This is a genomic window from Pseudohongiella sp. O18, assembly GCF_021729085.1.
Lineage (GTDB): Bacteria > Pseudomonadota > Gammaproteobacteria > Pseudomonadales > Pseudohongiellaceae > Pseudohongiella.
Genome location: NZ_JAJSAR010000001.1, coordinates 793,319 through 805,868 on the forward strand (window position 1 = coordinate 793,319; position 12,550 = coordinate 805,868).

The following is a 12,550-nucleotide window of genomic DNA, read 5'->3' on the forward strand; positions in this document are numbered from 1 at the left end:
CAATTCGTTGGATTACAAGAGTTTGGCAGTATATAACGACTTACTGCGTTTTAAAAATCAGGCTGTCTGCCAGTGTTGGTCAGAAGCGGGAAGTCCAGGATGGGATCAACTCGCTGCAGCAGGGCCCGGAATTCGCCCTGAATGCGCTGCATGACATCTTCTGTCTCAGCCTCAAAGCGCAGCAGCAGGGCGGGCGTGGTGTTGGACGCGCGAACCAGACCCCAGCCCCGATCAAAGTCAGCCCGAATTCCATCAAGCCGGTTTACAAGCGCTCCCGGAAAATCCGCCAGCTGTTCAAGACGGGCCATCAGTTCAAATTTGTGAGACTCATCGACCTCAATTCTGATTTCTGGTGTCACCAGGCTGGTCGGCAGCGACTGCAACAGGGCGTCAGAGGAAGCAGTACCCGCGGCGAGGATTTCCATAAATCTTGCTGCGGTGTAGAGACCATCGTCGTATCCAAACCATCGGTCCTTTATGAACACGTGAGCCGAAAACTCGCCGCCCACAACTGCGCCGGTCTCCTGCATCCTGTGTTTCATGAAAGAGTGGCCGCTGCGGCTCATTACCGGTTCTCCACCGCAGCGCTGAATGCGATTGATCAGCAGGCTGCTGCATTTTACATCAAACACCACGCTGGGCTTGTGGTCTTCGGCGGCCGAGCAATAGCCGGGCACAATATGATCGACCAGTAACATCAGCAGGCGATCTGTGTCCATCACCCGGCCCTGATCAGTAACCAGGACCACCCGGTCACCATCGCCGTCCAGAGCAACCCCCAGATCTGCTGAGTGAGTCTTCACTTGCGCCACCAGGTCTTTCAGATTGCTGTTGATGGTTGGGTCCGGGTGGTGGTTTGGGAAGGTGCCATCCAGCTGGCAGTACAGCTCGATAACCTCACAGCCAATGGCTCGATAAAGCGAGGGGGCGATCAGGCCCGGTACAGCATTTCCACAATCAACAACCACACGCAGGGGGCGCTTGAGCCTGATGTCCTGACAAATACGATCGATATACGCTGGCATGATGTCCAGCACGCGCCGGGACCCTCGCTGTAGATTGGACCCACGCACCTTGTCGGGTCGTCTGGCGAGAAAGTTGGCCTGCTCGCGAATGCCCTGGATCTCCTCCTGGTTCAGACAGCTGCGATCGCGCACGATCTTGATGCCGTTATAGTCCGCCGGATTGTGGCTGGCAGTCAGCATCACGCCGGAATGGCAATCGGTGGTGTGGGTCGCGAAATAAAGCAGTGGCGTGGGTATGGTGCCAAGATCAATAATGTGGCACCCGCTGTCGAGGATGCCCTCGCTGAGGGCTGCGGACAGGCTGGGGCTGGACAGGCGGCCGTCGGCGCCAAACAGGATTTCGTTGTGGCCATTGCTTTGCGCCAGATAACCAATGGCCTGACCAATGACACGAATATTGTCTTCTGTCAGGTCACGGCCAACGATGCCGCGAATATCGTAAGCCCGAAACATTCTGGCGGGCAATTCGCAGCTGGCGGCCTGCTGTGCCATGTCAGACACGCGTGCCTGTTTTTGCGTTGGCATTCAGCCGCTCCTTGATCAGCGCAAGCATGTGTCTGGCTATCAGATGCTTGTTGCCCGGCCCCAACGATTGTTGCTCCGTACCATCAGCTGAGGGCCAGAGGGCTGTTGCGGCAATTGAGTCGCTATTGAATGTTGCGGTGGCGTCATTGGCAAACAGCAGGTCCAGCTTCTTGCGTTTCAGTTTGTCTTCCCCGTGCTCGAGCAGCTGCTGTGTTTCGGCGGCAAATCCCACCATAAACGGGCGTGTCTCAAGCGCGGCAATGGTGCTGATGATGTCCGGATTGCGGACCAGTTCCAGCTGCAGCGTATCTGCGTTCTTTTTGATTTTATGCGGTTGCTGTTCGGCAACGCGGTAATCAGCGACAGCCGCTACACCAATAAACACATCAGTTTCAGGCGCCGCTGCCAGTGACGCATCCAGCATCTGCTGGGCGCTGACAACATTGACGAGCTGTGCACGCTCAGGCGGTGCCAGGGTCACCGGTCCACTGATCAGTGTGACGCGGGCACCCAGCTGAATTGCCTCGGTGGCCAGGGCATAGGCCATTTTCCCGGAGCTGTGATTGCTGATGAACCTGACAGGGTCGATGGCTTCACGCGTTGGACCTGCGGTGATGGTCAGATGCAGACCACTGAGTATGCCTGTGTCGAACAGTCCCGCGCAGGCTGTCGCCAGGTCGATTGGTTCCAGCATCCTGCCAGGGCCAATATCGCCACAGGCCTGAGATCCGGCGGCAGGCCCGAATACCATATATCCACGTTGTGTCAGCGTGGCCAGGTTGTCCTGAGTGGCCTGATTAAGCCACATGCCCTGGTTCATGGCGGGTGCGACAGCAATCGGCGCCTTGCTCGCCAGTAGCAGCGTGGTGAGCAGGTCGTCAGCGTGTCCGCGTGTGGCTCGTGCCAGGAAATCAGCGCTGGCCGGTGCGACCAGTATCAGATCCGGCCAGCGTGCCAGTTCGATATGGCCCATGCCAGCCTCGGCGTCGGCATCCAGCAGATCCAGGTGGACACGGTGGCCAGAAAGGGCCTGCATGGTCAGCGGCGTGATGAACTCGGTGGCAGCCCTTGTCATGACGACGCGCACTTCGGCGCCGGCCTTGGTGAACAATCGTGTCAGTTCCGCGCATTTATAGGCAGCTATTCCGCCCGTCAGTCCAAGCAGGATGCGCTTGTTGGCCAGCGTTGCCAGCGGGTTTTTCAGCATATCCGATTTCCATTCGCGGAGGGTATGAGGTGCATTCTATGCAAGCGGGCACCCCAGCGGCAAGGCGAGCGCGAAACCAGGGTGCTATAACCACTAGGGCGGTGACATCGCAACGCACATTTTCCAGGGACAGGAGAAATCGACAAGGTGGCAATCAAGGACTGGCCTGCTGGCGAGCGGCCACGGGAAAAACTATTGGCGGATGGCCCCTCCGGTCTGTCAGATGCGGAGCTGTTGGCCGTGCTGCTGCGAACCGGTACACGGGGGCAAACAGCGCTCGATGTAGCCAGGCGACTGCTGGTTGAGTTTGGCAGTCTGTCGGCAATCCTGACGGCCACGCTGGATGAGTTTTGCAGCAGTGATGGCCTGGGTCCAGGCAAATACGTGCAGTTTCAGGCTGTTCTGGAGCTGGCGCGACGCTATATGGCAGAACGGCTGATGGAAGCCGACGCCCTGACCAATTCAGAATTGACGCGCGATTATCTTCGGGCCAGGATGCGTGACTACCCGCATGAGGTTTTTGCATGTCTTTATCTGGATAATCAGCATCGCGTGACGGCAATGGAAGAGCTGTTTAAAGGCACCATCGATGGGGCTGCAGTCTATCCGCGTGAGGTGGTCAAACGCTGTCTGCACAACAACGCCGCAGCGGTCATATTTGCTCACAACCACCCCTCTGGCCTGGCGGAGCCCAGTCAGGCGGACATTGCTATCACCAATCGCCTGAAGCTGGCGCTCAACACCATTGATGTCCGGGTGCTCGATCATGTTGTGGTAGGTCGCGGGGAGGTTGTCTCATTTGCAGAGAGAGGGCTGCTGTGACGATGCTGCTGTCGCTGGAAATAGCCGAAATAAGTTGCCTTTGGGTAGCCGTTTTGGTATAAATCGCGGCTCAAATTTTTCTGCACGGGTTTGTAACGAGGCAAGATCATGTCCAACGTATGTATGGTAACCGGCAAAAAGCCGATTACAGGCAACAATGTTTCTCACGCGCACAACAAGACACGTCGTCGTTTTGTGCCAAATATCCAGACTCACCGTTTCTGGGTTGAGTCCGAGAAGCGTTTTGTGAAACTGAAAGTATCAACCAAAGGTATGCGTACTATCGACAAGAAGGGCATCGATGCCGTTCTGACCGATATCCGTGCCAATGGCGTTAAAATTTAAACATTTCCGGATTCAGGTGGTAATCAGCCATGCGCGATAAAATCAAACTGGTTTCTTCTGCAGGTACCGGTCACTTCTACACGACTGACAAGAACAAGCGTACTACGCCAGACAAGATCGAAATCAAAAAATTCGATCCAGTAGTTCGCAAGCACGTCATGTACAAAGAAGCCAAGATCAAGTAATACCTTTGCCGTCGCGCCCTGCGACGGGCAGCAATCAAACGCTGCGAAGGCCTCCGTTACAAAAACACCCGGTCGACGTCATGTCTACCGGGTGTTCCCGTTTCTGGACCACAAGAGGTCAATCGCCGCCATTTACGCGACGATAAATCTGCTTACTTCTGTTTGCTGAGTGATTTGGCCAGCTTCTGCGTTGCTGCGGCCAGCTTCGGATCGCTGACAAATTCCTTTTTCAGCTTGCCAACGGTTGTTGACACTGTGCCGTAGCGCTTCAGCTTGAACAACTTCGCGATTGCCTGCAGAGTTGAGGCTGACAATTCCTGGCACAGATACATCGCTACCCAGCGCGGAACGTTTTTGGATCCTGGGCCTCTGGCTGCCTGATAGATACTGTCTTCGGTCACTTTGAAGTGCTTGGCAACCGCCGTCACGATCTGCTTGCAGCTCGGCCGCCACTTGGCATTCACGCCTCTGGAAACCCCGCGTGCTTTGGTGGCGCTGCGCTTGCTGGCGGCAAATTTGCGGAATTTCTCATCGCCCATCACGGACGACAGATTCTTCTTGCCGTAGAAGTGAGCCATTTCCTCGTCGACACCTTCGTCGACGTAGGCCGCATAGCGCTGAAAGCGGCGATTAGCCGGACCATCCAGTTGCCCCAGCGCGTCATCGCGCACCAGCCAGACAGGCGGTTTTACTTTATTGGTATACGCCGGGTAGCTGGTCCAGTCGTTCTTCTCCAGGTCCTGTTTGCGCACACCCAGGTGAATGTAGCGTGTCAGTGGCAGCAGGTACTTGTCGGCCTGCACCAGGACAGCTTTGTAGCGACCTTTGAACAGCGAGCCGTCCGAACGCTTCATGCGCTGGTAGCTTTGTGTATAAAGGCCGTCGATCTGCCGCATAAAGCGGCTGAGGTTGCCCTCGGGAGTTTTTATCAGAAGATGGTACTGATCCTTCAGCAGTGCGTAGGCGTGAACCTGCACGTTCAAGCGCTGGCAGGTTTCCTCCAGTGCTTGCAGAAACGCCTCATAGTAGCGAGCTGACGGGAAGACACGCTGGCCTTCCAGCGCTACATTAGAGACGTGATAAACTGCATCCGGATACTCGATTCGAAGTGGTCGTGCCATGGCCTGAGTTCCTTTTTTGCTTACGTTCTGTAGTTTTATTCTTCTTTATTAAATACAGTTGACCCCACTAACAGGTCAAATAGTGAACCACATTGACGCGTCAGGTCAACAGCAATTCCCGGGTTTGCCTCGCAGCTAAAGCTCCACTCGGCGCACGGACAGGCAACGAGACTATTTGTGTGGCACCTCAGCCAGCGTGATTGCACGCTTGGGGCCAGGTAATCCCTCAATGCTGAGGCTGTGATCCTCAGGGTCCAGTCCATCAATCAGCGACTGGAATGGCATCCAGTCGGTGGTGCGCTGCTCCTGTGCGGAGGTCACATTGACATCTACAGTTCGAACGTTGACGAAGCCACAGCGCCTTAGCCAGCTCTCCGTAGTGGCTACAGAAGGCAGAAACCACACATTATTCATACGACAGTAGCGATCGGGGGGGGTTAAGGCATAGCCTTCGGGGCCATCTGCTATCAGGGTTTCAAGCACAAGCTCTCCGCCTGGGCGCAGGCTGTCGAACAATTGAAACAAATGGTCCAGAGGTGAGCGGCGGTGGTATAACACGCCCATGGAGAAAACAGTGTCGAAGGCAGCACTCTTGTCGGGGAACTGATCAAGCGTGACAGGTACCACAAAGACCGGCAGATCACGCAGGAAGTGCTGGATCAAACGGTACTGAAAAAAGTAGGCAGGATGCGGGTCAACACCCAGCACCATCCTGGCGCCTTCGCCCAGAGCGCGATAACAGTGATAGGCGTTGCCACAGCCAACATCCATCACGCGACGACCCGCAAGGGGCGCTATATGGGGCAGCAAGCGGTCCCACTTCATGTCGGAGCGCCATTCACTGTCTATTTCAACGCCAAACAGAGACCAGGGGCCTTTGCGCCATGGTATCTGCGTCCTGGCGGCTTCCAGAATCGTCTGATACTGCGAGTCGCTGCAGTCGGAGCGGTCGCCAATGCGCACTCCGTGTTTCAGATCCAGCACAGAGCGCTGGACATCAGGCAACGCATCGTACATCGCCAGCCATTTATCGGTCAGGCCATGCCCCCGGGAATACAGGTATTCTTCGCTGGCATAATTGGAAATATCCTCCAGCGGTGTGCCCTTCAGCAGTTGCCGCAGTCGTTGATCAGCTGTGGTATCGCGCATCAGCGTACAGCCACCATGGAACAGAAGTTAAAGCATTGAAACCAGACATCGCAGGACTGAAAGCCGGCTGACTGAAGGCGGGTTTTATGGGCGTCGATGGTCTCGGGGATCAGCACATTCTCCAGTGCTGCGCGTTTTTGTGCGACCTCCATTTCAGAATAGCCCTGCGCCTGTTTGAACTGATGGTACAGATCAACAAAAAGCTCATTCATGTCATCATCGGCGAAACGAATCTTCTCAGAGAGAATGAGTATGCCGCCAGGAGACATTCCGTCAGCGATCTTCTGTATCAGCGCCTGACGCTTTTGGGGAGCAATAAACTGAAGTGTAAAGTTCAGTACGACGACCGATGCATTGTTGATCTGCGTCTCGCACACATCTTCGCACAGCACACGGATGGGCAGGCCCTCATGCTCGTCTGTCTGCACCATGGCATTGAGCCGAGTGACCATGGCCTCGGAGTTATCAATGGCGAGCAGCTCGTAGTCTTGATGTTCAATCTGATGTGCCATCGCCAGACTGGCGCCGCCCAGTGAGCAGCCCAGATCATAGATCCGGGTGCCAGGTCTGCAATATCGAGCCGCCAGTACGCCGATCATCGACAGAATGGTCGCATAACCTGGCACCGAGCGATTGATCATGTCGGTAAACACCGACGCGACTTTTGCGTCGAAAACAAAATCGCTGCGCTGTTGTGGGCTGGCAAATATGTTATCGCGCAGCGGCGGCGTGTGCGTCGACTTGCTCATGCGGCTCTTCCGTAAAACTAGTCAGCAGGGACGTGTTGATGCCCGGCGTCGCGCAGGGACTGGCGAATACGAGCGGCAGTCAGGCGCTGGGCCTCTTCGTCACGCTCTTCTGCCAGCGAGAAATTCAGGTCACTGATGGCCTTAATGGGGACCAGGTGAATATGCGCATGTCGCACTTCCAGTCCGGCAATCATCATGCCCACTTTCTCGCAGGAGAACAGTGAACGCATGGTGCGAGATAACAGGCGGCTGACCGTGAAAACATGCTGCGTCAATGCCTCGTCCATATCATCCCAATGGTCAACTTCCTGGTGTGGAATCACCAGCAGGTGGCCTTCGCGAATGGGTTTGATTGTCAGGATGGCAAAGCACGTGCCATCGTTCCACAAAAGGTGTCCGGGTAACTCACCCTGACGGATGCGGGTAAACAGGCTGCTCATGGTGTAGGGCTCCTTTCAGGGCGCTATTATGCTGGATTTCGTGATACAGTCCAATCGCGTCAGTATCAGTGAGTCAGTCTTGATGTTTCTCCGTCGCAAAAGTGCCAAACCCGTCGCCGTTGTTGAAGAGCAGTGGTTGGACGACCTGCCCCTCGAATGCCGTCTGGTCCGCAGTCAGCGCAAGAGTCTGGCCGTGCATGTCAGCCACGACCAGATAGAAGTTCGTGCACCGGTTTTTGTATCAGAGGCCGAGATCAAGCGCTTTCTGGACAAACATCGTCGCTGGGTTCTGCGCAAGGTGGAAGAAAAACAGCAGCGGCATTCAGAGCGACTGGATCTTGGTGATGGCGGCCGCATCCTCTACAAGGCGCGTGACACCCGTGTTGTTCATCAGCTTGCCAGCAGCCCGGCGGTCACCGTTATAAACGAGACAGTTGGTCAGACCCTGCGTATCAGTGGTCAGGGGCTGGAAGCAGGAGCGCCGGACAGCCAGGCAGCGGCGGCCCGCATTCTCCGGCAGTGGCTGCAATCGCAGGCCAAAGCCTACCTGCCTCAGCGCACACAGGCACTGGCAGACTATCTGGGTGTCGGCGATAAACTCAAGGAAGTGGTGTTCAGGAAAACCCGCAGCAAATGGGGGCACTGCACCTCAGCCGGGCGCATACAGTACAACTGGCTGATCATGCTGGCCCCCGATGGGGTGATTGACTACATGATCAGCCACGAAGTGTGTCACCTTCTTCACATGAATCACTCGAAGGCCTACTGGCAGGCAGTGTCTCGTGTCTGTCCTGATTACCAGCGCTACGTGGGCTGGCTCAAGCAGCACGAACACCGACTGTGGTTCTGATCAGTTGGCGGCAGCCGATTGCTGGCGGCGCTGCATGATGGCAATACCCATACCTCCGATCAGCAGCACAGCACTGATGCTGAGCAGCATGGCCTGGCTGTAGCCCAGCATGCCGCCCGAGGGTGCTGCCAGCGTCAGTCCAGATACACATACAAGACCGCGACCGAACAGGCCGATACGACCCTCGCCCAATCTGCCGAAGCCAATCAAGTAGCCCTGCAGGCCGGCTGACAACAACGCCACGCCCAGCAGCGCTGTAGATATCAATAGCACAGCTTCGCTGATGTCGCCCTGCAACAGCAACGCCGGGTTGAAGACAAAAAAGAACGGGATGAAATAAATAATCGCGCCCAGTCGCATCGCTTCCCAGCCAGCGCGCATTGCCGACACCTGGGCGACGGACGCCGCAGCGAAGGCCGCCAGTGCAACCGGGGGCGTAATGAAGCTCAGCATGCCCCAATACATGATGAACATGTGAGCGGCCAGAGGATCCAGGCCAGCATTGATCAGAGCTGGCGCCAGTACGATAGCCAGGAAAATGTAGGCAGCTGTCACGGTCATGCCGATGCCCAGCACAAAACTGGTGATGGCACCCATGATCAGCAGCACCAGCGTGTTGTCACCAGCCAGATAGACCAGGTCGTTTGCCAGAGTGCCGGCCATGCCCGTAACTGCCAGGGCACCAACGATCAGGCCAATGGCAGCCAGAATGCCCGCCAGCTCCGCCATCAGCCGGCCCGTGGCGGCAACCATCAGCATGAACTTCTTAAGATCCATGCGATGGCTGGTGAACTGGTTGATGATCAGCAGGGCAGCGGTAGCAATGAATGGCGCTGTCGCCTCGCGCTGCATATAGACCAGCATCACTGTCAGGATTACGAAGACAGCAATAAAGTACCAGCCTTCCTTGAATACAGCTCCCAGTTTGGGCAGTTCCGGTTTGGGCAGGCCGCGCAGGTCATTGCGCGCCGCGTAGGCATCGATCTGTACAAACAGACCAAAGAAATACAGTACGGATGGAACGATGGCCGCGACCGCGATGGTCACGTAGCTCACGCCGAGAAAACTCGCCATCACGAAAGCCGTGGCGCCCATGATAGGCGGCATCAATACACCGCCCGTGGACGCGCAGGCTTCTACGCCTGCCGCATAACCGCGTGAGAAACCTACGCGCTGCATCGCTGGGATCGACAGCGGGCCAGTGGTCAGCACGTTGGTGATCGGGCCACCACTCATGGAGCCCATCAGACCGCTGGAGAAAATTGCCACTTTTGCCGGTCCGCCACGCATGTGGCCCAGAAGGGCAAACGCCAGATTGATAAAGAACGGGCCGCCACCGGTGTATTGCAGGGAGACACCAAACAGAATGAAGCCGAATACCAGCATGGCAAAGGAGTTCAGGGCCACGCCAAAGACACTCTCCTCACCCAGGACATGGAATATCGCGACATCATGAATCGGCATGCCGATGCCGGCCACCACAGCAGGCATCTTGTCTGCATAGGTCGGGTACAGTGACAGCACCAGCACGATGAAGAAAATTGGCCAGCCGCCAGCGCGGCGTCCGGCTTCCAGAATGATGACCCAGGTAATCAGCGCCAGCACAATGCCTTCCAGTGGTGCTGCATATTCCCAGGCGTCCAGGATGATGCGCTCGGCGTTGAAGGCAAAGTACGAAAAGATCACCGCCACCAGGCCAATAATCACCTTGTCGTACCAGGGCACAAAGGTCAGATTATTTTTGTTCGACGGGAAGGTAATGAACACCATGGACAGCATCAGGCCGGTTATTAAATAGAGATAGCGCCCATCAAGCATGGTGTAGTCGATAAAGAAACCCAGCGCAAAAATCTGGTTGATGGCCAGCAGCGACGCGGCCGCTGTCAGCACAGCCATCACTGCCCGCCAGCGAGTGGCCAATTGCCGGTAGCGCCCGATGGCGGGCAGCTCGGAGGTGTCTTTCTTTTCTTCTGGCGGCGCGATGGGCGGGATAATCTTATCAGTCATGGAATTATTCTTTATTATGGGTCTGTTGGGTGTGTCGGCAAGGTCTCTACTGAGTATCTGACAGCGTTATCAGCCCGCGTGCGGCCAGCGCCTGTTCGCGATGGGCCAGCCAGCCGGCTTCAAAGGAGGCGCGGTCTTCCGGCGCACCAGGCAGGTACTCCTGCCAGGCATCCATCAGGACCTGCTGACGGAAAAGGTTTTCCTGTTGCTTGGCTTCCGCCTCCTCAGTCCAGATACCGATTTCCTTGAAGTAGCGTATGGCGCCTTCGTGATATGGAATAAAGGCATTCTCGAGCTGCTGGCCATTGATGCGCCAGCCATTGGCGCCCGGTGCTGAGGTCTTGTAGTCATCATAGTGAACCGCAATAACCTTGGCGATGCCGTAGACCATTTCGGGGTCCAGATCTTCCATGGCGACCAGAAGTGGATAGGCTGAGGTAAATACTTCAATCCCCTCTGCAGGATCGATCGCCGGGCCTTCTGTGGCGACATGGGGGACATACCAGGGTAATCGGTCCCTGACGCGCTGCACGCCTTCAGCGTTCTCCGGCGGAAATTCCACCCAGTGCAGGCCACGCGGTGAGGAGTCCAGTCGCATAAAGGGCGGCGAGTTGCAGGCGCCACCGGCAATATCAGCACGATCATTGATCACAGCATCAATTGAGGCGTTGTAGCCACCCACTTCCACCATTTCGACGTCGTCCCAGGTCAGCCCGGCATAGGCCAGCAGAGCCGTGGTGGCATTGTTCAGTGATGGCGCGCCCTGCACAAAGGTCACGCGTTTGCCGCGAATATCATCAACGGTGCGGATTTCGACATCGGCAGCAGTTGCCAGACTGAATGAGCAGCTGGTTGAAAAGTTGGACAGAATCGCGCGAATGGGCTGTGGACCCCAGATGCGTGCGGCAAAGTTCAGAATACCTTCCTGTGCGTAAACGGCCTCTGAGCCACCGGCCGACATATTGACCCGACCGGCATTCAGGGTTGCCAGACGCGAGACATCATTGCGGCCCGGCACAACACGTAGATTGACCCCATACTGACGTTGCAGGATATTGCCTATTGCAACAGCCTGGCTGTAGCCGCCGGTGCCAGTCGGGTATGCCGACCAGGCTACGGTCTGCGGCATGTTGAGTTGGCCAGCAGGTGGGTTTTCGGGAAGTTCTTCAGTGTTACAGGCAGACAGGGTGACGGCCATGATACCGGCAGCCGACGCGCGCCTGAGAAGGGTTGCGAGTGCCGGTTGCCAGGGTTGGGCAAAAATTGTGGCCGGTCTTAACATCTGCGTGTCTGCTCCTGAAGGTCGCTATTTTTGAACCAGTCAGGAAGAATAACGCAGGATATTCACCAAAGCCAGAACGACTCCGGTGTGAATCAGGCCAATGGCGGTTGTTGTGGGGTGAACGTGTAGACCAGATCCCAGACGCCATGCCCCAGCCGATGGCCGCGCCGCTCAAACTTGGTTTCCGGGCGGCCGGTATTGCTCGCCCAGACAGCCTCGCCCGCACTGTTGCTTAGCTCGGCATCGGCTTCCAGCACTTCCAGCATGTGCTCAGCATAGTTCTCCCAGTCGGTTGCCAGATGTATGTTGCCACCGGGTTTGATTTTCTGCTTGAGACGCTCAACGAAGCCCGGCTGGATCAACCGGCGCTTGTGATGCTTCTTCTTGTGCCATGGATCAGGGAAAAATATCTGCACTGTATCAATGCTTTGATCGGCGATGCAGTCGCGCAGAATCTCCACGGCATCATGGCAGTAAATGCGGAGGTTGGTGATGCCCTGCTGGTGAATCGTGTGCAGTAGTTTGCCGACACCGGGGCGATGTACCTCAATGCCAATAAAATTCTTTTCAGGACTTTCAACAGCCATCTGAGCCAGCGAGTCTCCCATGCCGAAACCGATTTCGACCACCAGCGGTGCCTGGCGTCCGAATGTCTGCATAAGGTCGAGAGGCGCTTTGGTGTCCTCAATGACATAGGAAGACCAGTAATTCTCAATCGCTTCTTTCTGGGCCGTGGTCAGACGTCCGGCGCGAATCACAAAGCTTCGCAGCGGGCGATGGTGAGCCGTGTCCGGCGTCTTTTCTGTCATGGGTGCGGGTCTGCTTATATTGTCGACAAGGGGA

Annotated in this window: 13 protein-coding genes; 4 read left to right on the forward strand and 9 right to left on the reverse strand. The window is 56.3% G+C overall.

The features are described from left to right. Positions 1-50: 50 nt before the first annotated feature. Complete coding sequence (locus tag LVD14_RS03535; RefSeq protein WP_237132648.1) at positions 51-1,550, reverse strand: phosphomannomutase/phosphoglucomutase; 1,500 nt, start codon at positions 1,548-1,550, stop codon at positions 51-53. Beyond that, complete coding sequence (gene coaBC, locus LVD14_RS03540; RefSeq protein WP_411268265.1) at positions 1,519-2,742, reverse strand: bifunctional phosphopantothenoylcysteine decarboxylase/phosphopantothenate--cysteine ligase CoaBC; 1,224 nt, start codon at positions 2,740-2,742, stop codon at positions 1,519-1,521. Before coaBC ends, LVD14_RS03535 begins: the two co-directional genes overlap by 32 nt. A gap of 162 nt (positions 2,743-2,904) precedes the next feature. Between coaBC and radC the strand changes: the two genes are divergently transcribed. The 3 genes from radC (at position 2,905) to rpmG (ending at position 4,109) form a co-directional block, all read left to right on the forward strand. After that, the gene (gene radC / locus LVD14_RS03545; protein ID WP_237132650.1) at positions 2,905-3,579 is read left to right on the forward strand and encodes a RadC family protein; all 675 of its coding nucleotides are present in this window, start codon (positions 2,905-2,907) and stop codon (positions 3,577-3,579) included. Positions 3,580-3,687: 108 nt separating this feature from the next. Beyond that, positions 3,688-3,924, forward strand: a complete 237-nt coding sequence (rpmB, locus tag LVD14_RS03550; protein WP_237132651.1) for a 50S ribosomal protein L28 — start codon at positions 3,688-3,690, stop codon at positions 3,922-3,924. 29 nt (positions 3,925-3,953) lie between these two features. After that, positions 3,954-4,109: a 50S ribosomal protein L33 gene (gene rpmG / locus LVD14_RS03555; protein ID WP_237132652.1), complete on the forward strand. Its 156-nt coding sequence runs from the start codon at positions 3,954-3,956 to the stop codon at positions 4,107-4,109. A 152-nt stretch (positions 4,110-4,261) separates the two neighbouring features. Here rpmG and LVD14_RS03560 read toward each other — a convergent pair whose 3' ends face one another. The 4 genes from LVD14_RS03560 to LVD14_RS03575 form a co-directional block, all read right to left on the reverse strand. Continuing rightward, positions 4,262-5,230 carry a helix-turn-helix domain-containing protein gene (locus tag LVD14_RS03560; RefSeq protein WP_237132653.1) on the reverse strand — a complete coding sequence of 323 codons (969 nt, stop codon included), beginning with the start codon at positions 5,228-5,230 and terminating at the stop codon, positions 4,262-4,264. A 171-nt stretch (positions 5,231-5,401) separates the two neighbouring features. Further along, positions 5,402-6,379, reverse strand: a complete 978-nt coding sequence (gene cmoB, locus LVD14_RS03565; protein ID WP_272907158.1) for a tRNA 5-methoxyuridine(34)/uridine 5-oxyacetic acid(34) synthase CmoB — start codon at positions 6,377-6,379, stop codon at positions 5,402-5,404. Beyond that, complete coding sequence (gene cmoA / locus LVD14_RS03570) at positions 6,379-7,128, reverse strand: carboxy-S-adenosyl-L-methionine synthase CmoA (RefSeq protein WP_237132654.1); 750 nt, start codon at positions 7,126-7,128, stop codon at positions 6,379-6,381. Before cmoA ends, cmoB begins: the two co-directional genes overlap by 1 nt. Before the next feature lie 17 nt (positions 7,129-7,145). Further along, positions 7,146-7,568, reverse strand: a complete 423-nt coding sequence (locus LVD14_RS03575; protein ID WP_237132655.1) for an HIT family protein — start codon at positions 7,566-7,568, stop codon at positions 7,146-7,148. Between the two features lie 28 nt (positions 7,569-7,596). Between LVD14_RS03575 and LVD14_RS03580 the strand changes: the two genes are divergently transcribed. After that, on the forward strand, positions 7,597-8,418 hold the full coding sequence (locus LVD14_RS03580) for a M48 family metallopeptidase (protein WP_237132656.1): 822 nt from the start codon (positions 7,597-7,599) through the stop codon (positions 8,416-8,418). Here LVD14_RS03580 and LVD14_RS03585 read toward each other — a convergent pair whose 3' ends face one another. From LVD14_RS03585 to trmB, 3 genes are all read right to left on the reverse strand, one after another. After that, positions 8,419-10,425 carry a TRAP transporter permease gene (locus LVD14_RS03585; protein WP_237132657.1) on the reverse strand — a complete coding sequence of 669 codons (2,007 nt, stop codon included), beginning with the start codon at positions 10,423-10,425 and terminating at the stop codon, positions 8,419-8,421. It lies immediately after the preceding gene. Between the two features lie 46 nt (positions 10,426-10,471). Next, on the reverse strand, positions 10,472-11,707 hold the full coding sequence (locus LVD14_RS03590; protein ID WP_237132658.1) for a TAXI family TRAP transporter solute-binding subunit: 1,236 nt from the start codon (positions 11,705-11,707) through the stop codon (positions 10,472-10,474). Between the two features lie 92 nt (positions 11,708-11,799). Beyond that, positions 11,800-12,516, reverse strand: coding sequence for a tRNA (guanosine(46)-N7)-methyltransferase TrmB (trmB, locus tag LVD14_RS03595; RefSeq protein ID WP_237132659.1), 717 nt, complete (start codon positions 12,514-12,516; stop codon positions 11,800-11,802). Positions 12,517-12,550: the final 34 nt, after the last annotated feature.

Bases quoted from the DNA above. Each gene is read 5' to 3' on its own strand.
- rpmB (WP_237132651.1), top strand. From the start codon at position 3,688: ATGTCCAACGTATGTATGGTAACCGGCAAAAAGCCGATTACAGGCAAC.
- LVD14_RS03580 (WP_237132656.1), top strand. From the start codon at position 7,597: ATGCTGGATTTCGTGATACAGTCCAATCGCGTCAGTATCAGTGAGTCA.
- cmoA (WP_237132654.1), bottom strand. From the start codon at position 7,128: ATGAGCAAGTCGACGCACACGCCGCCGCTGCGCGATAACATATTTGCC.
- LVD14_RS03590 (WP_237132658.1), bottom strand. From the start codon at position 11,707: ATGTTAAGACCGGCCACAATTTTTGCCCAACCCTGGCAACCGGCACTC.
- LVD14_RS03560 (WP_237132653.1), bottom strand. From the start codon at position 5,230: ATGGCACGACCACTTCGAATCGAGTATCCGGATGCAGTTTATCACGTC.
- LVD14_RS03535 (WP_237132648.1), bottom strand. From the start codon at position 1,550: ATGCCAACGCAAAAACAGGCACGCGTGTCTGACATGGCACAGCAGGCC.
- LVD14_RS03585 (WP_237132657.1), bottom strand. From the start codon at position 10,425: ATGACTGATAAGATTATCCCGCCCATCGCGCCGCCAGAAGAAAAGAAA.
- cmoB (WP_272907158.1), bottom strand. From the start codon at position 6,379: ATGCGCGATACCACAGCTGATCAACGACTGCGGCAACTGCTGAAGGGC.
- rpmG (WP_237132652.1), top strand. From the start codon at position 3,954: ATGCGCGATAAAATCAAACTGGTTTCTTCTGCAGGTACCGGTCACTTC.
- trmB (WP_237132659.1), bottom strand. From the start codon at position 12,516: ATGACAGAAAAGACGCCGGACACGGCTCACCATCGCCCGCTGCGAAGC.
- LVD14_RS03575 (WP_237132655.1), bottom strand. From the start codon at position 7,568: ATGAGCAGCCTGTTTACCCGCATCCGTCAGGGTGAGTTACCCGGACAC.